Source organism: Algibacter sp. AS12, from assembly GCF_046736315.1.
Classification (GTDB): domain Bacteria; phylum Bacteroidota; class Bacteroidia; order Flavobacteriales; family Flavobacteriaceae; genus Algibacter_B; species Algibacter_B amylolyticus.
Genome location: NZ_CP151841.1, coordinates 3,776,781 through 3,799,180, shown reverse-complemented (window position 1 = coordinate 3,799,180; position 22,400 = coordinate 3,776,781). Strand labels below are relative to the sequence as shown.

21 protein-coding genes are annotated in these 22,400 nt (G+C 31.4%); 8 read left to right on the top strand and 13 right to left on the bottom strand.

From position 1 onward, the window contains the following. Positions 1–2: 2 nt before the first annotated feature. From hisG to AAFN75_RS15450, 11 genes are all read right to left on the bottom strand, one after another. Positions 3–860 (bottom strand): ATP phosphoribosyltransferase, encoded by an 858-nt coding sequence (hisG, locus tag AAFN75_RS15500; protein ID WP_411807208.1) that lies wholly within the window; start codon positions 858–860, stop codon positions 3–5. A gap of 320 nt (positions 861–1,180) precedes the next feature. Then, positions 1,181–1,993, bottom strand: a complete 813-nt coding sequence (locus AAFN75_RS15495) for a prohibitin family protein (RefSeq protein ID WP_411807207.1) — start codon at positions 1,991–1,993, stop codon at positions 1,181–1,183. A 9-nt stretch (positions 1,994–2,002) separates the two neighbouring features. Next, on the bottom strand, positions 2,003–4,036 hold the full coding sequence (locus tag AAFN75_RS15490; RefSeq protein WP_411807206.1) for a VWA domain-containing protein: 2,034 nt from the start codon (positions 4,034–4,036) through the stop codon (positions 2,003–2,005). A gap of 56 nt (positions 4,037–4,092) precedes the next feature. Then, positions 4,093–4,839 (bottom strand): 3-oxoacyl-[acyl-carrier-protein] reductase, encoded by a 747-nt coding sequence (gene fabG, locus AAFN75_RS15485; RefSeq protein WP_411807205.1) that lies wholly within the window; start codon positions 4,837–4,839, stop codon positions 4,093–4,095. A gap of 357 nt (positions 4,840–5,196) precedes the next feature. Next, positions 5,197–6,069 (bottom strand): succinate--CoA ligase subunit alpha, encoded by an 873-nt coding sequence (sucD, locus tag AAFN75_RS15480; RefSeq protein ID WP_411807204.1) that lies wholly within the window; start codon positions 6,067–6,069, stop codon positions 5,197–5,199. Positions 6,070–6,125: 56 nt separating this feature from the next. Then, positions 6,126–7,067 (bottom strand): UDP-3-O-(3-hydroxymyristoyl)glucosamine N-acyltransferase, encoded by a 942-nt coding sequence (locus tag AAFN75_RS15475; protein ID WP_411807203.1) that lies wholly within the window; start codon positions 7,065–7,067, stop codon positions 6,126–6,128. Between the two features lie 84 nt (positions 7,068–7,151). Beyond that, positions 7,152–7,718 (bottom strand): elongation factor P, encoded by a 567-nt coding sequence (efp, locus tag AAFN75_RS15470; protein ID WP_144115887.1) that lies wholly within the window; start codon positions 7,716–7,718, stop codon positions 7,152–7,154. A gap of 46 nt (positions 7,719–7,764) precedes the next feature. After that, a complete protein-coding gene (gene lpxA / locus AAFN75_RS15465) occupies positions 7,765–8,550 on the bottom strand; it encodes an acyl-ACP--UDP-N-acetylglucosamine O-acyltransferase (protein ID WP_092850833.1) in 786 nt (261 codons plus the stop codon). Between the two features lie 2 nt (positions 8,551–8,552). Beyond that, positions 8,553–9,959: a bifunctional UDP-3-O-[3-hydroxymyristoyl] N-acetylglucosamine deacetylase/3-hydroxyacyl-ACP dehydratase gene (locus AAFN75_RS15460; protein WP_411807202.1), complete on the bottom strand. Its 1,407-nt coding sequence runs from the start codon at positions 9,957–9,959 to the stop codon at positions 8,553–8,555. Continuing rightward, on the bottom strand, positions 9,946–10,971 hold the full coding sequence (gene lpxD, locus AAFN75_RS15455; RefSeq protein WP_411807201.1) for a UDP-3-O-(3-hydroxymyristoyl)glucosamine N-acyltransferase: 1,026 nt from the start codon (positions 10,969–10,971) through the stop codon (positions 9,946–9,948). The genes AAFN75_RS15460 and lpxD overlap by 14 nt, the downstream gene beginning before the upstream one ends. Positions 10,972–11,028: 57 nt before the next feature. Continuing rightward, positions 11,029–12,249, bottom strand: coding sequence for an HD domain-containing protein (locus AAFN75_RS15450; protein WP_411807200.1), 1,221 nt, complete (start codon positions 12,247–12,249; stop codon positions 11,029–11,031). 100 nt (positions 12,250–12,349) lie between these two features. Here AAFN75_RS15450 and AAFN75_RS15445 point away from each other — a divergent pair, with 100 nt between their 5' ends. The 4 genes from AAFN75_RS15445 (at position 12,350) to AAFN75_RS15430 (ending at position 15,220) form a co-directional block, all read left to right on the top strand. After that, on the top strand, positions 12,350–13,897 hold the full coding sequence (locus tag AAFN75_RS15445; protein WP_411807199.1) for a PglZ domain-containing protein: 1,548 nt from the start codon (positions 12,350–12,352) through the stop codon (positions 13,895–13,897). Between the two features lie 94 nt (positions 13,898–13,991). Beyond that, complete coding sequence (gene tsaE, locus AAFN75_RS15440) at positions 13,992–14,429, top strand: tRNA (adenosine(37)-N6)-threonylcarbamoyltransferase complex ATPase subunit type 1 TsaE (RefSeq protein WP_411807198.1); 438 nt, start codon at positions 13,992–13,994, stop codon at positions 14,427–14,429. Between the two features lie 163 nt (positions 14,430–14,592). After that, positions 14,593–14,736: a hypothetical protein gene (locus AAFN75_RS15435; protein WP_411807197.1), complete on the top strand. Its 144-nt coding sequence runs from the start codon at positions 14,593–14,595 to the stop codon at positions 14,734–14,736. After that, positions 14,678–15,220 carry a hypothetical protein gene (locus AAFN75_RS15430; protein ID WP_411807196.1) on the top strand — a complete coding sequence of 181 codons (543 nt, stop codon included), beginning with the start codon at positions 14,678–14,680 and terminating at the stop codon, positions 15,218–15,220. Before AAFN75_RS15435 ends, AAFN75_RS15430 begins: the two co-directional genes overlap by 59 nt. Position 15,221: 1 nt before the next feature. Here the strand turns inward: AAFN75_RS15430 and AAFN75_RS15425 are convergent, their stop codons facing one another. Then, positions 15,222–17,645 (bottom strand): TonB-dependent receptor domain-containing protein, encoded by a 2,424-nt coding sequence (locus AAFN75_RS15425; RefSeq protein ID WP_411807195.1) that lies wholly within the window; start codon positions 17,643–17,645, stop codon positions 15,222–15,224. A 176-nt stretch (positions 17,646–17,821) separates the two neighbouring features. Here AAFN75_RS15425 and AAFN75_RS15420 point away from each other — a divergent pair, with 176 nt between their 5' ends. From AAFN75_RS15420 to AAFN75_RS15410, 3 genes are read left to right on the top strand one after another with little or no spacing between them, the layout of a single operon-like run. Further along, a complete protein-coding gene (locus AAFN75_RS15420) occupies positions 17,822–19,024 on the top strand; it encodes an alanine dehydrogenase (RefSeq protein WP_411807194.1) in 1,203 nt (400 codons plus the stop codon). 30 nt (positions 19,025–19,054) lie between these two features. After that, positions 19,055–19,429: a hypothetical protein gene (locus AAFN75_RS15415; protein ID WP_411807193.1), complete on the top strand. Its 375-nt coding sequence runs from the start codon at positions 19,055–19,057 to the stop codon at positions 19,427–19,429. Between the two features lies 1 nt (position 19,430). Then, a complete protein-coding gene (locus AAFN75_RS15410; RefSeq protein ID WP_411807192.1) occupies positions 19,431–20,024 on the top strand; it encodes a sugar transferase in 594 nt (197 codons plus the stop codon). Here AAFN75_RS15410 and AAFN75_RS15405 read toward each other — a convergent pair whose 3' ends face one another. Continuing rightward, positions 20,025–21,200, bottom strand: coding sequence for a proline dehydrogenase family protein (locus tag AAFN75_RS15405; protein WP_411807191.1), 1,176 nt, complete (start codon positions 21,198–21,200; stop codon positions 20,025–20,027). 93 nt (positions 21,201–21,293) lie between these two features. Here AAFN75_RS15405 and aroB point away from each other — a divergent pair, with 93 nt between their 5' ends. Further along, positions 21,294–22,361, top strand: a complete 1,068-nt coding sequence (gene aroB / locus AAFN75_RS15400) for a 3-dehydroquinate synthase (protein ID WP_411807190.1) — start codon at positions 21,294–21,296, stop codon at positions 22,359–22,361. Positions 22,362–22,400 lie beyond the last annotated feature (39 nt).

The following is a 22,400-nucleotide window of genomic DNA, read 5'->3' as shown; positions in this document are numbered from 1 at the left end:
GATTAAAGCACCATTTTTTCAATAGGACACACTAAAATACCTTGTGCACCATTTGCTTTTAAACCTTCAATGATATTCCAAAAGTCATTTTTAGGAATTACTGAGTGTACAGAACTCCATCCTTCTTGCGCTAATGGCAATACTGTTGGACTCTTCATACCTGGTAATAAAGCAATAATGTCATCCAACTTATCATTTGGCGCGTTAAGCAAAACATATTTAGAATCTCTACCTTTTAAAACAGATTGAATTCTAAATTGTATAGTATCTAAAATGGCTTGTTTTTCGGCATCTAAAATTGGAGAAACAGCCAATACAGCTTCAGATTTTAATAAGACTTCAATCTCTTTTAATCCATTTTTAAACAACGTGCTTCCACTAGAAACGATATCGCAAATACCATCTGCTAAACCTATGTTTGGTGCAATTTCTACCGATCCGTTAATGATGTGTAATTGCGCATCAATATTTTGTTCCTTTAAAAACTTTTTAACAGTTTCTGGGTAAGAAGTTGCTATTTTTTTTCCGTTTAAGTCCTTTAAAGAATTATCCTTTGAATCTTTAGGAACGGCAATAGAAACTTTACATTTTGAGAAGCCTAAACGCTCTACAAACTTTAAGTCATTTCCTTTTTCAATTAAAACATTCTCGCCTATAATAGCGGCATCTACTACGCCATCTTTTAAATACTGCGGAATGTCGCCGTTTCTTAAATAAAATACTTCAACAGGAAAATTTCTAGCCGAAGCTTTTAATTGATCTTTTCCATTATCAATAGAAATTCCGATGTCTTTTAATATTTGCATCGAATCTTCATTTAAACGACCCGATTTCTGTACTGCAATTCTTAATTTACTCATTATCTTGTTTTTATGAGTTTGAAACAATCTAGTTGGCATTAGAATTAAAAAACCCGCTTGATTGTCTCAAACGGGTTTAGAAATATATGCTGATTTTACTCAATACATTTTCACTTCGCTTGAGAGCAAATATGAAAATGATGATGTAATTGAATAAAAGTCATGTCTTTTTTTTATCTGAACAAATATCTAAAATTTATATGAATAAATCCTAATAATAAATGCAATTATTAAAACAATTCAATATTTTTAAATTTTAGACCTTAAAAATAAATAATTTTTAAAGGATTGCTTTAAATGCTGAATTATTTGATTAATTATTATTGATTACCTAGTATAATTGGTAATCCAGAATCTCCTGAGCCAATAACAATAACTTTACTATTTGGAGATTCAGCTAATTTTAAAGTCGCGTCCACTCCTTTATCTTGTAATATTTTATCGGTTAATGAAGCACTTAAAATCCTGTTAGATTCTGCTTTACCTTCAGCTTCAATAATTACTTTTTCTGCTTCTTTTCTAGCACTTTCAAGTCTAAACTCATACTCCAAAGATTCTTGTTCCTGACGTAATTTACGCTCAATCGCATCTTTAATCGTGTTAGGTAGCTTAACATTTTCAACTAATACACGCTTTACATTTACGTATTGGCCATCTAGTTCTATTCTAACTTGTTCTAGGATTTCTAGCTCAATAATATCTCTTTTACTAGAATATAACTGCTCTGGTGTATAACGACCTACAACACTTTTTGCTGCTGCATTAATAGCAGGACTTAGTAATTCTCTAATATAATCCTCTCCTTTAGTTTGAATTAATTTACCTAAGTTTTTATACTCTGGTTCAAACCAAATTGTTCCACTAACAGTAATATCTAAACCATTTACAGAAAGTACATTCATATTATCTGAAATAGATTGCTGACGCACTTTTTGAACGATCATATCATTCCAAGGCGCAACAATATGAAAACCTTCTCCATAAGTTCTCTCTGTATTAATACCATCTCCTAGAGGTTGAAATAACACACCACCTTCACCTGGCCCAATGGTAACTAACGATTTTGAAATGATAATAAAAAGTATAACTGCCCCGATAATTAAAGGCATTGCAATTTTTGGTAATTTTTCCATTTTTCTTATTTAAATAAATCCGTTAAATTTTCTTAAAAACCATTCTAAACCAAGGCTTATAGCGATTATTGCTAATAAATATTTCCAATCTATCAAAGGTATGGTATTTTTACTGCTTTTCTGTATTGGTGTATAACGATTATCGTTTAATAATTCTTGAACTACCTGTTCTGTATCAGCAATAAAATAACTTTTACCCAAACTGTTAGTCGCTAATTTTTCTAGCTTTGTTACATTGGCATTTAAAAATTGTTGCTCGACATTATATTCAATTATTTGGAAACTACCAGACTTGGCCATGTTTTCCTTAGTGGCTTTTACGGTAAAATTATATTCTGAAGGTTGTAAACTACTTAAATCTACCTGATAATAGTTGTTTTTTAATATTAAAGGCATGGATTTACTAGCCTTAGAAGCCCTATCTGTTACTGTAATGCTTAATGTTTCTCTTGGGTCGAAAACATAATTTTTATCGAAAAATTCAGCTTTAATAATTACATTTCTGCTTCCTGTGTAAAAGGATTCGTAATCTAAATTTAGCCTACTTTTTTGTTTGTTTGATGCTAAATACTGAATTAGCCTACCAATAAAATCATCGAAAGGATTAAACGATTTTTCATTTAAATAACTTTGCGCACGCCATTGCCAAATATTTTCGCCAAATAAGACAGCTTCTCTCCTGCCCTTAGTTTCGAAGGTTGCCAATAATGGTTCATCAATAGCAACTCCGTTAATGGATTTTTTTAATATGGTTTGATAAGGTATTTTGAAATTAACCTGACCATAGTTGGATAACAATGGAGGAAAGGATTCGAAATTTATATCTTCAATACGATACGGAGAATAATTAGTATTTAACTCCGGAAGATAATTTTCTGTTTGACGCGTAATAAGATGAGAATAATTTTCTGTTACTTTATTTAGAAAATTTAGATCTGTTTTAGAACCAATTATCGTAAACGTATTCCTATTTAATGCCTTTAATTTGGTGTATAAGCCCTTAAATCTTATGTTGGGTTGATATACTATAATTAATTGAAAATCATTTATTTGATTAATTATTTTTTTTGAGTCAAGAATGGAGATTGAACGCTGCTCGTTACTTTCAATGCTTTTTTTAAGCATGCCTAAATCTGGATGCGAATAATCGCTAACAAGTGCTATTTTGGTTTGCTCGTTTATAACTTCTACAGCAAAATTCTTAGTATTATTTATGGTGTTTTTTTCACCGTCCAGCGGAATTAATGTGGTTGTATAATTACTTACACCTACACTATTGGCAGGCAACATAAAATTAACAACACTTGAGTTTTTATTTTTTGAAAAACTAATGGCTTTTGAAAATACCGTAGTATTTCCATTTTTCACAACAAGCTTAGAATTTGCGTCTTTGTTTCCGTTATATACTAAAATCGCTTCAACAGGAAACTGATTTTTTAAATACGCATATTTATTAACGTTTAACTGCTCAATTTTTAAATCGGTATACGAAATCGTATCACCTAGAATTATGGGGTAAATAGGCTGCTTATATGTATTTGTAGAGAATTGGTAATCGTTACCATAAGTTTGGTTTCCATCGGTTATTAAAATGGTTGGACTTATGGTTTGTTTGTAAACATCATTTAATTGATTAAAAGCTTTTGCTATATTGGTTTGTTGCCCTTTAAAATTAATAGAATCGAGTGTTTGTAAACTCTCGTTAAAAGAAAAATAGTTGACGTTAAATTTGTTTTGAATGTCTGAGTTTACTTTTAACGCATTAACAAAATCCAAAGCGTTTTTATCCTGTTTTAAATGTTTTATAGAGCTAGAATTATCGACAGCAACAACTAAATTGGGTTTCTCTGTAGTTACCTTAACTTGATCGAAAGTAGGATTGATAATTAAAAGTAATACAGAAAATAAGGTAAGAAATCTTAAAAAAGAGAAAAGCATGTTGATTTTAGACATGCCTTTCTCTTTATTAAAATACTGAAAAAGCGCTAATCCTAGCGCTACTATTCCAGCGAGTATGATGTATAATAGAGTTTCTGAACTCATTAAAAAATTTGATATATTTTATGAGATTCCCTCCTTCGAGCGAATGACAAATAAGTTTAAGTTAGCATTCCGCCATCAACGTTTAATGTTTGTCCTGTAATATACGCACTCATGTCGCTACCTAAAAACACACAAACATTAGCGATATCTTCTGGTGTTCCTCCACGTTTTAGTGGAATTCCTGCGCGCCATCCTTTAACTGTTTCTTCATCTAACTTAGCTGTCATTTCGGTTTCGATAAAACCAGGAGCAACTACGTTACTTCTAATATTTCTTGATCCTAACTCTAAAGCTACAGATTTAGAGAAACCTATAATTCCTGCTTTTGAGGCTGCATAATTGGTTTGTCCTGCATTACCTTTTACTCCAACTACCGAGCTCATGTTTATTATTGAGCCTTTACGTTGTTTAAGCATGGTTCTTTGAACTGCTTTAGTCATGTTGAATACGGACTTTAAGTTAACTTCGATAACAGTATCAAAATCTTCTTCTGAAATACGCATTAATAAATTATCTTTTGTAATACCTGCGTTATTTACTAGAATATCGATGCTACCAAATTCTTTGGCTACTTCTTCTGCTAATTTTTGAGCTTGGTCAAAACTTGCTGCGTTACTTTGATATCCTTTAGCTTTTACACCTAAAGCATTTAGTTCTTTTTCTAATTCGTTAGCAGCATCAACAGATGAGCTGTATGTGAATGCTACATTTGCACCTTGTTGAGCAAAAACTTGCGCAATTCCTTTTCCAATTCCACGACTAGCACCAGTAACAATTGCTGTTTTACCTTCTAATAATTTCATGTTTATAATTTTATTTTTTTAAATGAGCTATTACACCTAAGCATTTATTGAATTAAACTTTTGTGCTTTATAATTGATGTACAATTCATTTAATGGTTAGTTTTTAAACGAGTTTTTGAACATAATCAAATATAACAAATACCTGTGTTATGTTGAAATAAACCTTGTTGTTTTTAACTTGTTATGGTTTTGCGTTAGGGATTGCGGCATTTGTTGAAGCTCTTTTTGTGTTGTTGCACGTATGCAACACAAAAAAGCGACTGCCAAAAAAACCGACCCTTGTGGTAACGCCCAAATTATTTAAAAAAAAATCCGTTAACTAAAATAGCTAACGGATTTATTTATATGTATTAAGGATTATCCTAAAACTTCGGCAATCTTTTTTCCTATTTCGGCTGGAGAATCTACAACGTGAATTCCACATTCTCTCATAATTGCTTTTTTAGCTTGTGCAGTGTCATCGCTACCACCAACTATGGCTCCAGCGTGTCCCATTGTTCGACCTGCAGGAGCAGTTTCGCCAGCAATAAAACCAACAACTGGTTTTTTACTTCCGCTTGCTTTATACCAATGTGCAGCATCTGCTTCTAATTGACCTCCAATTTCACCTATCATTACAACAGCTTCTGTTTCTGGGTCGTTTATTAATAACTCTACCGCTTCTTTAGTTGTTGTTCCAATAATTGGATCGCCACCAATACCAATGGCTGTAGTAATACCTAAACCTTGTTTTACAACTTGGTCGGCAGCCTCATATGTTAATGTTCCTGATTTAGAAACAATACCTACTTTTCCTTTTTTGAAAACGAAACCTGGCATAATACCTACTTTTGCTTCGCCTGGGGTAATTACACCTGGACAGTTAGGACCAATTAATCTACAGTCTTTACCTTTAATGTAGCTTGAAGCCGTAATCATATCGGCAACAGGAATACCTTCTGTAATTGTAATAATTACTTTTATTCCAGCATCGGCAGCTTCCATAATCGCATCGGCAGCAAATGCTGGCGGAACGAAAATAATGGTAGTATCTGCACCAACTTTTTCTACAGCATCTTGTACTGTATTAAAAACCGGACGATCTAAATGCGTTTGACCTCCTTTTCCTGGAGTTACACCACCAACAACGTTGGTACCATATTCAATCATTTGACTTGCATGAAATGTACCTTCACTACCTGTAAATCCTTGTACTATAATTTTTGAATCTTTGTTAACTAAAACACTCATATTTTCTTATTTGGATATTGTTCTACAAATGTAATTTTTTGAAATCACTTTTTATATTAAATCTCTTTATTTTTTATTCGTTTTAAAAGATTAGGAATTTGTTTAACAGATGCCATTTCTTTTAATTTTGCGCGAACTTCTTGCGCTGGTGTACCCCAATAGGTTTTTCCGCCTTCTATAGACTTTGTAACTCCAGATTGCCCTTGAACCACTGCTTTTTTACCAATAGTTATACCGCTTGTAGTACCTACTTGCCCCCAAAGTGTTACTTCGTCCTCAATAATTACGCAACCAGCAATACCAACTTGAGATGCTATTAAACATTTTTTACCAATAACGGTATCGTGACCAACTTGAATTAGGTTGTCTAGTTTAGATCCTTCGCCAATAATGGTATCGCCGGTTACCCCTCTATCGATTGTGCAACCTGCACCTATATCGACATGATCTTTTATTACCACGCGTCCCCCAGATTTTAATCTATCGAAACCCTCTGGTCTATTTTTGTAATAGAATGCATTTGCTCCTAAAACGGAGTTAGCATGAATGGTAACATTATTTCCAATTACAGCATCATCATAAATACTAACGTTAGAGTGTATAGTGCAATTATCGCCTAATGTTACATTATTTCCAATAAAACAATTTGGTTGAATAACTGTGTTTTTTCCGATTTTTACTGAAGCTGAAATTGCTGTGTTTGAAGCTCGAAAAGGTTTAAAGTGATTTGTAAGTTTATTGAAATCTCTAAAAGGATCATCGCTTACAAGTAATGCCTTTCCTTTTGGACAGTCTACTTCTTTATTAATTAACACAATTGTAGCCGCCGACTCTAAAGCTTTTCCGTAATATTTGGGATGGTCTACAAACACAATATCTCCGGGTTCTACAACATGAATTTCGTTCATGCCTAAAACTTGAAAATCTGCATTTCCAACAAAATTACAATCAATAAGATCTGCAATTTTTTTTAGAGTGTGTGGTTTTGGGAATTTCATATTCAGTGGTCAGTACTCAGTTAGCAATATACAGTGTTTAAGTAAGACCTGCTTACTGAACACTGCAAACTGTGGACTGATTATTTATTCTTTAACACGTTCTTTATACGTTCCTTTTGCTGTTTCTATTTTAACCTTATCACCTTCATTAATAAATAAAGGCACATTTACAGTTGCTCCAGTTTCTACGGTTGCTGGTTTAGTAGCATTTGTAGCTGTATTTCCTTTTACACCTGGCTCTGTAGCTGTTACTTCTAGAATTACACTTGCAGGTAAATCTACAGATAAAGGAGCGTTATCTTCAGTATTTATTAAAACAGTAACTACTTCTCCCTCTTTCATTAATCCTGGGTTATCTAAAGCTGCTTCTAATAAACGGATTTGCGTATAATCGGCCTCATTCATAAAATGATAAAATTCACCATCATTATATAAATATTGAAATTTATGTGTTTCTACACGAACATCTTCTAATTTGTGTCCTGCCGAAAATGTATTATCTAAAACTTTTCCGCTAGTAACACTTTTCATTTTTGTTCTTACAAACGCTGGACCTTTACCAGGCTTAACGTGTAAAAATTCAATTATTTTATAGATATCGTTGTTGTAACGTATACATAATCCGTTTCTAATATCACTTGTAGTTGCCATAATGCTTTTATTGTAAAATTGTTATTTAATAAGCTGTTTTAAAATTCTAGTTAGATTTGAAATATCCTTTCATGATACCTCGATGTGAATTTTTAATAAATTGAAGAATTTCGTCGCGCTCTGGAGTTGCCTCCATTTCCGCTTCAATAATTTCTGCAGCTTGAGTATTATTATAATTTTTTTGATATAAAATTCTAAATATATCTTGAATTTCTCTGATTTTCTCAGTGGTATAACCGCGGCGTCTTAAACCTACGGAGTTAATACCAACATAAGATAAAGGCTCTCTTGCCGCTTTTACAAATGGTGGAACATCTTTTCTAACTAAAGAACCTCCAGTTACAAAAGCGTGGTTTCCAACAGATACAAATTGGTGAACAGCCGTCATACCTGCTAAAACTACAAAATCACCAATAGTAATGTGTCCTGCCAAAGTACTATTATTTGAAAAGATACAGTTTTTACCAACAATACAATCGTGAGCGATATGGCAATACGCCATTATTAAACAGTTATCGCCTACTACAGTTTTCATTCTGTCAGTTGTACCTCTATTTATAGTAACACACTCTCTAATGGTAACATTGTTTCCTATTTCAACAGTGGTATCTTCATCATTATATTTTAAATCTTGAGGCACAGCAGAAATTACTGAACCTGGGAAAATATTACAGTTTTTACCAATTCTAGCACCTTCCATAATAGTCACATTACTGCCTATCCAAGTGCCTTCGCCAATTATTACATTATTGTGAATGGTTGTAAATGGCTCAATAACTACATTCTTTGCAATTTTTGCTCCTGGATGTACGTAAGCTAAGGGTTGGTTCATATTTATTTTACTTTAGATATTTGAGCCATTAATTCAGCTTCTGCACATAATTTTCCGTTAGCATAAGCATAACCTTGCATATGGCAAATACCACGACGTATTGGAGTAATTAACGAACAATTAAAAATAAGCGTATCTCCTGGACTTACTTTTTGTTTAAACTTAACATTATCCATTTTCATGAAGAAAGTTAAATAGTTTTCTGGATCTGGCACTGTATTTAAAACTAAAACACCACCTGTTTGCGCCATAGCTTCTACTATTAAAACCCCTGGCATAACTGGTTGTCCTGGAAAATGACCTTTAAAGAACTCTTCGTTCATGGTTACATTTTTTGTAGCAACCACATGGTTATCTGTTAGTTCAAATACCTTATCAATTAACAAAAATGGTTGTCTATGAGGTAACATATCCATAATTTGAACCACATCCATTAATGGTGGCGAATTCAAATCTATATTAGGAACATTGTTTCGACGCTCATTTTTAATAATTTTTGAAAGCTTTTTTGCAAACTGCGTATTAACAAAATGACCAGGCTTATTAGCTATAACTTTACCCCTAATTCTGGTTTTTACTAAAGCTAAATCTCCTAAAACATCTAACAACTTATGTCTGGCTGCTTCATTAGGATGATGTAATGTTAGGTTATCCAATATCCCGTTTGGCTTAACAGCAATAGAATCTTTTTTAAAAGCGACTCTAAGCTTTTCCATGGTTTCTTCAGATAATGCTTTGTCAACATAAACAATAGCATTATTTAAATCACCACCTTTTATTAATCCATGCTCTAAAAGCATTTCAATTTCATGCAAAAAACTAAACGTTCTAGAATCTGAAATATCCTTTTTAAAGTCTGATATGGTATTTAAAGTTGCATTTTGAGTTCCTAAAACTTTTGTACCAAAATCAACCATAGTTGTAATTTGGTATTCATTTGATGGCATTACTAGAATTTCACTTCCAGTTTCTTCATCCACATAAGAAACAATATTAGTTACAACAAACTCTTCTCTAAAAGCATCAACTTCTACAACACCTGCTTTTTCAATAGCTTCAACAAAAAACTTAGACGACCCATCCATAATTGGAGGTTCAGAGGCGTTCAATTCAATTAAAACATTATCAATATCTAAACCTACTAAAGCGGCTAAAACATGTTCTGATGTTTGTATAGTAACACCGTTTTTTTCTAAGCACGTGCCACGTTGAGTGTTTGTAACGTAATTAGCATCTGCCTCAATAACTGGCATGCCTTCTAAATCAACTCTTTTAAAAGAAAACCCGGTATTAGCTCCAGCAGGCTTAAATGTTAAAGTAACATCCTTTCCTGTGTGCAACCCTACTCCGGTTAAAGAAATCTCTTCTTTAATAGTTTTTTGTTTGATTGTAGTTTTAACTATTCCCATTTATCTTCTCTAAATCGTTTATATTCTTAACAATATTTGGCAAGTTCTTAAAATGAACGTAAGCCTTATTATAATCGCTTAATTTTATGGCAGGAGAACCTTGAAGCACTTCATCGTCCTTAACGTTTCTACCAATACCTGATTGTGCTTGTATTTTAACGTTATTACCAATAGATATATGTCCTGCAATACCTACTTGGCCACCAATTTGACAATTTTCACCAATTTTAGTAGAGCCAGCTATACCGGTTTGAGCCGCTATTACTGTATTACGACCAATTTCAACGTTATGTGCTATTTGAATTTGATTATCTAGCTTTACACCTGCTCTAATGATGGTAGAGCCTAATGTTGCACGATCAATTGTTGTTGCTGCACCAACATCTACAAAGTCTTCAATAATTACATTTCCTATTTGTGGTATTTTTTTATAACTACCATCTTCACTTGGTGCAAAACCAAATCCGTCTGCTCCTATTATAACTCCAGAATTTATAATGCAATTTTTACCTATAATTGTTTCTGAATAAATTTTTGCTCCAGAAAAAACAATTGTATTATCATCAATAACCGTATTATCTCCTATATAAGCATTTGGAAACACCTTTACATTATCGCCTAATATTACATTAGAGCCTATATAACTAAATGCCCCTATATGTACATTATCGCCGTATTTAGCGGAATCAGAAATGAACGATGGCTGTTCTATTCCTACCTTATTTAACTTAACAGAATTATAGTATTCAAGAATTTTTGAAAATGCTAAATACGCATCATCAACCTTAATTAAGGTTGTTTTTAAATTATGCTCTGGTTTAAAAGTTTTATTTACTATGGTTACCGAAGCATTAGTAGAATAAATATGTGAGGTGTATTTTGGGTTGGCTAAAAAGGTTAGTGCGCCTTCAAAGCCCTCTTCAATTTTAGCAAGTTTAGAGACTTCAATATCTGGATTACCAACTACATCACCTTCTAATATTCCTGCTATTTGTTGTGCTGTAAATTTCACACTTTGTAGTTTGTTGTTGTTTTTTGTTTGATTGAACGCAAAAATAGGAAAAATGTGTTAAAGTTTAACCTTAGGGTAACATATATAATATTTTGTTACCGGTTTTGACAGTGCTTTTAGGTTCAATTGATCTGAAGCTTTTACAATATCTTGAATTTTTCCAGATTTATGTAATATGTTAATACGCTTAGTATTTAATTGATAGGCCTGATTTGAAATGCTACCTTGAAACACAAAGTACTTAGCTTCTTCTTTAGAAATATTAAACTTTTTCATGATAAGATCTATGTGTTTTTTCAAGCTATTTGCCTTAATTTCTTTATTTTTTAATTTTACTTTAAGTAAATTTCTGTTAATAATCATTTCACATAAATGGCTAAGCACAAAATCGTCATGATATTGCCATTCTTTCATAGCCGATATAATATCATAATCATCTAAACGAGAAAAAACCTGAAGTGTTTCAGCATTAAAATTATCTCGGGTTATTTTGTTTTCTAAAAAATACAGCAAAGCATCACTAGCTTTTAATTTATGTCCTAGTTCATGTAACTCTTTAGCCCGTTTTAAAACCCTAATAAGTAATTGTTCGGCCGCTAAACTTGTTTTATGTAAGTATACTTGCCAATACATTAAACGTCTCGCAATTATGAATTTCTCAACGCTATAAATACCTTTTTCTTGAACTACTAATTCGTCATTAACAACATTAAGCATAGTAATTAAACGCTCACTATTAATGTTTCCTTCTGCAACTCCAGTATAAAAACTATCGCGTTTTAAATAATCGGCTCTATCCATGTCTAATTGACCAGAAATAAGCTGGCACATAAACCTTCTTGGGTATTCGCCTCTAAAAATTTCTATAGCAAGCGTTAAACTTCCGTTAAATTCTTCATTTAAACGCTCCATAAAAAGCAAGGAAATCTCCTCATGAGATACGTTATTTACTATACTATGTTCCATGGCATGCGAGAAAGGACCGTGACCAATATCATGCAATAAAATGGCAATATACAGGCCTGTTTCTTCATCTTCAGAAATGGTAACCCCTTTAAAACGAAGCACATTAACTGCTTGCTGCATTAAATGAACGCAACCAATGGCATGATGGAATCTAGTATGATGCGCACCCGGATAAACCAAATAAGACATACCCATTTGTGTAATTCTGCGTAAACGCTGAAAGTATTTGTGTTGAATTAAATCGAAAATTAACGAATTTGGAATAGTAATAAATCCGTAAATTGGGTCGTTTAATATTTTAAGTTTATTCAAACTTTAAATTTTTACATTAAATAAATACAAATATAATGATAAGGGCTTATAATGGCGCTTTCAATTAAAACGTTTTAATAATAAAAATAAATACAGTAATATGATAAAGATACTTTGGGTTGATGATGAAATTGATTTACTAAAGCCGCATATTTTATTTCTTGAAAAGAAAAACTACCACGTTACAACCTGTAACAGCGGTACTGAGGCAATTGACGTATTGGATGACCATAATTTCGATATTGTATTTTTAGACGAAAACATGCCGGGACTAACCGGGTTGGAAACCTTGCATGAAATAAAAGAGAAAAAAGACAATCTTCCTGTTGTAATGATTACAAAAAGTGAGGAAGAATATATTATGGAAGAAGCTATTGGAAATAAGATAGCCGATTACCTCATAAAACCTGTAAACCCAAATCAAATTCTTTTAAGTCTTAAAAAGAACTTGGATCATTCCCGTTTGGTTTCAGAGAAAACAACTTCCAACTATCAGCAAGAGTTTAGAAAAATTGCCATGGATCTATCGATGGTTAATAGTTATGAAGAATGGGTAAACCTTTATCAAAAGCTTATATATTGGGAAATTCAATTAGAAGATATTGAAGATATTGGGATGTTTGAAATTTTAGAATCTCAAAAAAATGAAGCAAACAACCAATTCGGAAAGTTTATCGATAAAAATTATGCCGATTGGTTTGAGCCTCATACAGAAGCTCCAATAATGTCTCATACCCTATTTAAAGAAAAAATAGTGCCAGAAATAAGTAAAGAGCAACCAACACTATTAGTTGTTATTGATAATTTAAGATATGACCAATGGAAGGTTTTCGAACCAATAATTAATAATTATTACAAAAAAGATAAGGAAGAAGCATTTTTTAGCATATTACCTACAGCTACACAGTACGCACGTAACGCCATTTTTTCTGGGTTAATGCCTAGTGATATGGAAAAGCTATTTCCGCAATATTGGAAAAATGATACGGATGAAGGTGGAAAAAACATGCATGAAGCCGATTTTTTAGAAGCTCAATTAAAACGATTAGGCTTATCTCATTTAAGTTATGAATACCATAAAATAACAAATTTAAAAAATGGTAAAAAACTAGCTGAAAATTTTAAGTCTTTAAAAGATAACGACTTATCTGTTATTGTATACAATTTTGTAGATATGCTTTCGCACTCCAAAACAGAAATGGAAGTTGTTAAAGAATTAGCATCTAATGATAAAGCTTATAGATCTTTAACTTTAAGTTGGTTTAAAAATTCACCTCTTCTAGATATGATACAGCAAGCACAGCAACTAGGTTTTAAATTAATTTTAACCACAGACCATGGCACTATTAACGTAAAGAACCCATCGAAAGTTATTGGAGATAGAGATACAAGTTTGAATTTACGTTATAAAACCGGACGTAGTTTAACTTATGATCAAAAAGATGTTTTAGCCACAAAAGATCCTAAGGAATTTCACTTGCCTTCCATTAATATGAGCAGCTCTTATATTTTTGCTAAAAATGATTTGTTTTTCGCTTACCCAAATAATTATAACCATTATGTTAGTTATTACAGAAACACATATCAACATGGTGGAGTTTCCTTGGAAGAAATGATTATTCCATTTGCGGTGTTTAATCCTAAATAAATCCATAAAAAGCATATTTTATCGATGAACAGCGTTTTGTTTTAGGTTTTTTAAATTAAAAAGGTTATTATTGCATATATAAATTTGTAGAAAGTTGGAAATTTGTTACGGAATTGATGATGTTGAGCAAGTTGCAAAACAAATCATTGAAAATTCAAAGTCGAAAACGTTACTGTTTTTTGGAGATATGGGTGTTGGCAAAACTACACTTATTAAAACTATAGTAAAGATTTTAGGATGTATGGACGAAGTTAGTAGTCCAACTTTTTCTATAGTTAATGAGTATGATTTAAATGAAGGGAAGATTTATCATTTTGACTTGTACAGAATTAACGATATTGAAGAAACATATAATTTTGGAATCGAAGATTATTTAGATTCCAATTTTTGGAAGCTAATAGAATGGCCCGAAATAATTGAACCCTTGCTAATAGATAACGTTTCCAAAATTGAAATTAAATTAGAAAGTAATAACCAACGATATTTAAGTTTAAAAAACACAAATCAATCAACCAATCAACCCAGTTTATGACAATAATGCAACATTCCTTCAAAAAAAATCAATGATTTACGGTAAACCCGTAATAAATAAATGAAATATTTATGTTTTTAACATAAATTTAACATTTACACATGTGACTCTTTTTAGTGTTTATATAAATTTGAGGTATTAATTCATTAAAATCCCTTACATTATGAAAACTAAAAAGTATTTAATTGCACTAGCAATTTTCGGAGGCGTGTTATTCTTGGCACAAACAGCAAACCAGTTTAACTTAGATGCACAACAAACATCAAAAATCCAAAAAAACAGAATTAAAGTACCATCAGCTGGATAAAAAAAGTTTAGTTATAGGTAGTATTGTTGCTACTTTAATAGCTATAACACCGTATTTATTTTATTTATATGAAAGTGTTCCAGATATAAAAACCTGGAACACTTTTTTTGGTCAATATGATAGTAGATATAATGAAAGTGTTTTTGTTCTTGCTTGGACATTAGCAGGGAAGCTAGTACCTCTATACTTATTATTTATTTGGTTTTTTACCTGCAGACATTGGTGGTATCATGTGCTAATCATTCCAATTGCAATGTATAGCTATCAAATATTTAATGCCATTAAGCAAGATATTTCTAATCTAGATTCCAATCAACTAATATACTTAATACCATTGATGGCAATAATTGTTCCTTCAATATATCTAGTTCGTGCTAGGATATTTAATAAAATTAATGATGCCGATAAATCGTTAGAAGATTTTGAAGCGGAGTTCAAAATTACTCCAAAAAGTTTATGGGGAAGAATAAAAGAATACTTTTAAACTATTCGCTTTTTAGTCTATCACGTTCTTGCAACTCTATGGTTCTTTTGTTGGAATTTAAATTAAAGTTTCCAAACTTATAATTAAACCCGAAGGTAATTAGCCTGTTTTCCATTCTTGAATTAAACAAAACATCCTGGTTTAAATACTTGGTTGTTTGCGTGAAATTTAGTCCATTAAAGACATCTGTAATACCTAAACTTACTGAAGCTCTATTGTTCCACAATGTTTTTTTTAAATTAATATCTAAACTTGATCTTCCACTTAATTCAGATGGACCATCGGCATAAGCTGACATATAAAATAAGGACACATCGGTACTTAAGCTTTTATCCTTTAAAAACGAAAAATAATTTATTATTTGCGCATAAACGCTCCACTGATTGTTATTGAATAACTCGTTATCACTTTCAATGGCATAAAACTGATTATCATAATAAAATATAGAAGATAATACATATACATCCCACTTATTAACTATTGGTGTATATGTAGTAAAATCCAAGCCATAGGAAATACTTCTATCTATATTTGTATTTACGTATTTTAATAAATTATTGGTATTATCCTGAAATACAATTTCTAGAGCAGGATTGTTTTCATACCTGTAATAAGCCTCAAAAGTATATTTTTGATTTATCGTGTATCCTAAGGTAAAAGTGTCATCCACTTGAGGCATTAAATTGGGATTTCCTGTAATATAAGAATTATCATTTAAAAAATATTTATAAGGATTTAATTGATTATACCTAGGTCTATAAATGCGTTTGTTGTAATTAAAATATACTTCATTTTTATCATCTACAGTATGCAATACATGTAGAGAGGGAAAAAATTTTGTGTAATTATTATCATTTGTAGAATTACTGGATATTGATGTTCCTTTAATATTAGTAAACTCCGTTCTCAACCCTAATTTTAAACTCCACGACTCCCATTCTTTGGAATAACTACTGTATAAAGCAAAATTAGTTTCATCGTATAAAAAAGTATCCGAGTTTTCTAAATCTTCTACTTTTTCTCCTTCTTCAATATCATTTTGAGACAATTCACTTTTAGAATTTATACCAGAAATTTTAGCGCCAGCTTCAAAAAAAGCAGAATTATCTAAAGGCAACTCATAATCTAACTGGCTTGTAAATAATTTAATTTCTTGGCTTGAAAATGTTTGAAATCTATTGTTACGTAAAAACGAATCGTCTGGTAAAAAATAATTAGTATCAACATCTTGAAAACTTGAAAAATCATAATTAGTATGATGCGCATTGACAACCAACTTTTCTCCTTCTTTTTTAAATTTATGAATATAGTCTAGCGTGAATGCCATATTTAAGGTTTCATCTACCTTTAAATTATCTGTTATAAATGTAGAATCTAAAACTTTATTAGCGTTGAAAACCTGCGTTATAGAATTAACCTTATTTTGTGTTTGTCTTCTAGGAGATATTAGCACACTTGATGAAAATCCTAAGCTATTATTTTCGTCAAACTCGTAATCAATATTTGCATTAATGTTTTGGTTTGCCGATTTACGAACTCTTTCAAAGTTTGTTTCCCAAGTAGTAGTATTTAAATTATCTTCAAAAAAGTTAACGGATTCCTCATTATTTCGAAACTCCTTTTTTGGGCTAATGCTATAATTTAAATATAAATTTAATTTTTTAGTTTTAAAAAAATGGCTTGTTCCAAATGTGTATTTTGGAAATTCTGATCCTTGTTTATAATTACCAAATACGCTTCCGTTATACCCAGCAATAATATTTTTACTTGTAATAATATTTAAAACAGCACTTCCTTCCGCTTCATATTTGGCAGGTGGGTTTGTAATAACCTCAATAGATTTAATATTACTTGCTGAAGTTCCTTCTAAAAGTTGTTGTACTTCATTTGACGATAAATTTACCCGCCTATCATTTATATATATTGTTGGAGCCGATTGTTTAACCGTAATGGTCTCGTTCATCACCAAAACACCTGGAGTATGTTTTAAAACATCTAAAACATTATTACTAGAAAGCGTTGAGTTTTCCACATTAAAAACGAGTCTATCGACCATCCTTTTAATAGTGGGCCTTTTTGCTATAACAGTAACACCATTTAAGGCTTCTATGTTTTCTTTAAGGATAATTGTTCCTATATTCGAATCACTTTCAATTTTTAATGTTTTTGAGAATTTTTCAAAACCTAAAAAACTCACGGTTAAAATATATTCACCGCTAACTAAATTATCAAACTCAAAAAAGCCATCATCGTTTGTCGTTAACCCTTTCACATTTTCAGGTTGTTCGTTATTGAAAATAATTACGTTAGCATAGGCAATGGGCGTATTAACAGAATCCAAAACAGCTCCTCTAACACTAAATTGCTGAGAAAAACATAATGAAGTAAGGGTTATAAAAAAGAAAGAAATTAGTTTTTTAAACATTATGCTAATTTATAAAAATTAGATTACACAGATAAACACCGTAGATTAAAAAAGTAAGTTTTTTTAGTAAAATTTCATTATTTATAAAAATGATATAAATAAATAATTAGTTTAATAGAAATCTTTCTGATTAGAAAATTTATTTGTAATTTGAAATTTAATAATTTAATCTAATCATGTCGAAACAACCTCTTTCGCCTTTTACCAAACAACAGCTTTTACCACAAGAAGAAACCCTTGAGATTTATAAGAAAAAAGGAGAGCTTTTTATAGGCGTTCCTAAAGAAACAGCTTATCAAGAAAAACGTATTTGTTTAACCCCCGATGCTGTATATGCATTGGTAAGTAATGGACACAGGGTATTAATTGAATCTGGCGCTGGTGAAGGTGCGAGTTTTAGTGATAAAGATTATAGTGAAGCCGGAGCGGAAATAACCAAAGATACAGCAAAGGTTTTTTCGTGTCCCATGATTTTAAAAGTAGAACCTCCCACTATAGAGCAAATTAAACTTATTAATCCACAAACTATTTTAATATCTGCGCTACAACTAAAAACACAAAATAAAAAATATTTTGAAGCTTTGGCCTCAAAAAGAATTACGGCTTTAGCATTTGAGTTTATTAGAGATACAGATGGCAGTTATCCTGCGGTAAGATCGTTAAGTGAAATTGCTGGTACAGCTTCTGTTTTAATTGCCTCTGAATTACTGTCTGATACTAAAAATGGGAATGGATTAATGTTTGGAAATATTAGTGGGGTTCCACCTATTGAAATCGTTATTTTAGGAGCAGGAACTGTTGGTGAATTTGCAGCAAGAAGTGCTTTGGGTCTTGGTGCTGGCGTTAAAATATTTGATAATTCGATTACCAAATTAAGACGCATTCAATCGCAACTGGGAAGGCCTTTATTCACTTCAACCATACAACCTAAAAATTTACTAAAAGCTCTAAAACGATGTGATGTTGTAATTGGTGCAGTTAGAGGTACAAATAGAGCTCCAATAGTTGTTACAGAAGATTTAGTACGCTCTATGAAAAAAGGAGCCATAATAATTGATGTAAGTATAGATATGGGTGGGTGTTTTGAGACAAGTGATGTAACATCACACAGGCAACCCACATATATTAAGCATAATGTTGTGCATTACTGCGTACCAAATATTCCTGCAAGATACCCAAGAACCGCCACAGTATCTATTAGTAACATCTTCACACCTTATTTGCTTAAAATTGCAGAAGATGGCGGTATAGAAAATTCTTTAAGATTTGACAAAGGTTTAAAAAATGGATTGTACTTTTACCACGGTATTTTAACAAGTAAATCTGTTGGCGAATGGTTCGATTTAAAGTATAGCGATGTCAATCTACTTATATTTTAAAACAACATTTTCTTACACTAAAATTTTTAAATGAATCTTATTCAACGTATTGGTTATTATCTTGGTGGATTTTCTATAGGATTAGTTATTTTAGCATTCTTTTTAAATGGAAAAAAAACGTCTTGTAGTTATGGTCCAGATTCTAGAGTTTTAAAAAATATTAATTCTAAAAACCTTATTTATAGTCAAAATATTTCCGAAGCTTTAAAATCTGCAGAAATAGATTCTTTTGGAATCACTTATATATTGAAAAAAGGAGATATTAATTTTTCCGAAAGTACTCCTAGACAAGAACCTTGTGGAGTATATACTATTGATGCCAACTATAATGAAAAGGATGTTAGTTTAGTTGTCCAAAACTGTGATAGTACCGCAACACTTCAAAATTTAATAATCAAAAAATAACATGACTAAACGACTTTTTGACGTTGTTTTTTCCATAATAGGATTATTAGTATTAGCTCCTATTCTATTAGTTATTGCCTTTCTAATAAAAATAGACTCTAAAGGTCCTGTGCTTTTTGTTCAAGGACGAGTAGGTAAAAATAATATAGACTTCAATATCTATAAATTCAGAACAATGAAAATGGAGTCTAACAAAAAGGGACTACTTACACTTGGTAATAATGATTCTAGAATAACGAAAATAGGTTATTTTTTAAGACGTTTTAAAATAGATGAATTTCCGCAACTTATAAATATTATAAAAGGAGACATGAGTTTTGTAGGCCCTAGACCAGAGCTACGTTATTATGTAAACTTTTATAGTGAAGATGACCTTAAGATATATAAAGTTAGACCTGGAATAACAGGCTTAGCATCATTAAAATATAGAAATGAGGTCGAATTACTTAAAGCTGCTAAAGACCCCGAGGAATATTTTATTAAAACAATAATTCCAGATAAATTAAGGTATAATAAAGAGTATATTAAAAGAAAAAATCTCTTTTTTGATTTAAAACTTATTGCGCTAACTATTATAAAAGTGATTTCTAAGTAGTTACAGTGCCTTTCTTCTCTTTTTCTCTTTAGTTAATAACGCTAACTCTCTTCCTGTTTGTCCTGCAACCGAGGTATTCTCCTCCGCTCTTCGTATCAAATATGGCATTACATCTTTTACTGGTCCAAACGGGACATATTTAGCAACATTATAACCCTTATTAGCTAAATTAAAACTAATGTGGTCGCTCATTCCATATAACTGACCAAACCATACACGAGGATCATTATTTAATAGGCCTTTATTATTCATTAAATCCATTAACAAATACGAGCTATCTTCATTATGCGTGCCCGCAAAAATAGACATGCAATCTAGATTTTCAATTATATACCTTAAGGCTTTATTAAAGTTTTCATCGGTTAATGCTTTACTTCCACAAATTGGTGATTGGTAACCAAGCTCCTCTGCCCTATCCTTTTCTTTTTCCATGTAAGCACCTCTTACCAACTTATATCCAAGAAAATATTTCCCTTCTTTGGCTTTTTTATGCTCCTTTTCCAGAAAAGACAACCTATCATGCCTATACATTTGCAATGTATTATACACTATTGGTTTTTCGGTATTATATTTTTGCATCATAATGGTAACCAAATTATCTGCAGCTTTTTGCATCCAACTTTCCTCTGCATCAATAAGCACAGCAACATCGTTGTCCTTAGCCTTTTTGCACACTACTTCAAAACGATTAACAACACGCTGCCATTCTTCTATTTCCAATGTTTTTAAGTCTTCACCTGTAGATATTTTTTCATACAAATAAATACGTCCAAAAGCTGATGGTTTAAATACAGCAATAGGAATAGCATCAATTTCTTTGGCAAAATCAATTATTTTTAAAATTTTGTGTTGTGCCGAATCAAATTCCTTTTCACTTTCTTTACCTTCCACTGAATAATCTAAAACTGAACTAACGCCTTTGGCAAACATATTATCAATAACCGTTAAACAATCATTTTCATTAACACCTCCACAAAAATGATCGAAAACAGTCGAGCGAATTAAACCTTCAATAGGCAAATGCGCCTTAATAGCAAAATTTGTTGCAGCAGTGCCTATACGTACTAAGGGCTCTATTGATATCATTTTAAATAAAAAATAAGCACGCTCCAATTCCGAATCTGATTTTAAGGAAAAAGCAACTTCGGTATTATCAAAAATTAAATCGGTATTCATTTTAAAAAATTTACATAAATATAATTATATCTAAGTTACCATTTTATGTAAAAACTCCTTAATTTCACAGCCTTAAAAAACAACATTTATTTTATGGATTCTATAAAGGCTAATGATAGTATTGTACATTTTAACGAAAGGTGCTATAATAATATAAATGAGCATATTAAGAGCAGTAATTTTTCGAAAATTTTTATTTTGGTTGATCAAAACACGCATGAGCATTGTTTGCCTAAGTTTTTAAACCGACTTGAAACAGATAAAATTATTGAAATAATTGAAATTGAATCTGGCGAAATAAACAAAAACATCGACACTTGTGTTGGTGTTTGGAATACACTTTCTGAACTTGATGCAGACCGTAAAAGTTTAATGATAAATATTGGTGGTGGTGTTATTACAGATTTAGGAGGTTTTGTTGCTTGTACTTTTAAGCGTGGTATTTCTTATGTAAATGTTCCTACCACTTTATTATCAATGGTAGATGCCTCTGTTGGTGGTAAAACAGGAGTAGATTTAGGCCACTTAAAAAACCAAATCGGGGTAATAAGTAATCCTGATTTAGTGCTTATTGACACATCGTTTTTAGACACTTTACCTAAAGAGCAAATGCGCTCTGGATTGGCTGAAATGCTAAAACATGGTTTAATAACAGGAGAGAGCTATTGGAACAAATTTCAAGATTTATCAAAATTAACTTTAGATAATTTAGATGAATTAATACACGAATCTGTTATAATTAAAAGAAATGTTGTAGAAGAAGATCCTTTTGAAAATGGCTTACGCAAAACGTTAAATTTTGGTCATACTTTAGGACACGCTATAGAGTCTTACTTTTTAAGTAATGAGAATAAAACAACCTTATTACACGGTGAAGCTATAGTTGTGGGAATGATTTTGGCTAGTTATATTTCAACTGAATTATTAGATTTTCCAAAAGAAACAACCCAGGATATAAAAGACTTATTTCTTAGTTATTATGATAAGGTAAACTTTCAAGATATTGATTATGATGCTATTATAGAATTACTTAAATACGACAAGAAAAACAATCATGGTAATATTAATTTTGTTCTACTAGAATCGATTGGTACTTGTAAGATTGACTGTTTGGTGGATAATATAGTAATTTTAGACGCCTTTCAATTTTACGCGAATTAAGGCCTAAGTACACGAAATAATAACCTATAAAAAAAGCAT

Coding starts and splice junctions, on each gene's coding strand:
- hisG (WP_411807208.1), bottom strand. CDS start 860: ATGAGTAAATTAAGAATTGCAGTACAGAAATCGGGTCGTTTAAATGAA.
- AAFN75_RS15495 (WP_411807207.1), bottom strand. CDS start 1,993: ATGGAAAAATTACCAAAAATTGCAATGCCTTTAATTATCGGGGCAGTT.
- AAFN75_RS15490 (WP_411807206.1), bottom strand. CDS start 4,036: ATGAGTTCAGAAACTCTATTATACATCATACTCGCTGGAATAGTAGCG.
- fabG (WP_411807205.1), bottom strand. CDS start 4,839: ATGAAATTATTAGAAGGTAAAACAGCAATTGTTACTGGTGCTAGTCGT.
- sucD (WP_411807204.1), bottom strand. CDS start 6,069: ATGAGTGTTTTAGTTAACAAAGATTCAAAAATTATAGTACAAGGATTT.
- AAFN75_RS15475 (WP_411807203.1), bottom strand. CDS start 7,067: ATGAAATTCCCAAAACCACACACTCTAAAAAAAATTGCAGATCTTATT.
- efp (WP_144115887.1), bottom strand. CDS start 7,718: ATGGCAACTACAAGTGATATTAGAAACGGATTATGTATACGTTACAAC.
- lpxA (WP_092850833.1), bottom strand. CDS start 8,550: ATGAACCAACCCTTAGCTTACGTACATCCAGGAGCAAAAATTGCAAAG.
- AAFN75_RS15460 (WP_411807202.1), bottom strand. CDS start 9,959: ATGGGAATAGTTAAAACTACAATCAAACAAAAAACTATTAAAGAAGAG.
- AAFN75_RS15445 (WP_411807199.1), top strand. CDS start 12,350: ATGATAAAGATACTTTGGGTTGATGATGAAATTGATTTACTAAAGCCG.
- AAFN75_RS15435 (WP_411807197.1), top strand. CDS start 14,593: ATGAAAACTAAAAAGTATTTAATTGCACTAGCAATTTTCGGAGGCGTG.
- AAFN75_RS15430 (WP_411807196.1), top strand. CDS start 14,678: ATGCACAACAAACATCAAAAATCCAAAAAAACAGAATTAAAGTACCAT.
- AAFN75_RS15425 (WP_411807195.1), bottom strand. CDS start 17,645: ATGTTTAAAAAACTAATTTCTTTCTTTTTTATAACCCTTACTTCATTA.
- AAFN75_RS15420 (WP_411807194.1), top strand. CDS start 17,822: ATGTCGAAACAACCTCTTTCGCCTTTTACCAAACAACAGCTTTTACCA.
- AAFN75_RS15415 (WP_411807193.1), top strand. CDS start 19,055: ATGAATCTTATTCAACGTATTGGTTATTATCTTGGTGGATTTTCTATA.
- AAFN75_RS15410 (WP_411807192.1), top strand. CDS start 19,431: ATGACTAAACGACTTTTTGACGTTGTTTTTTCCATAATAGGATTATTA.
- AAFN75_RS15405 (WP_411807191.1), bottom strand. CDS start 21,200: ATGAATACCGATTTAATTTTTGATAATACCGAAGTTGCTTTTTCCTTA.
- aroB (WP_411807190.1), top strand. CDS start 21,294: ATGGATTCTATAAAGGCTAATGATAGTATTGTACATTTTAACGAAAGG.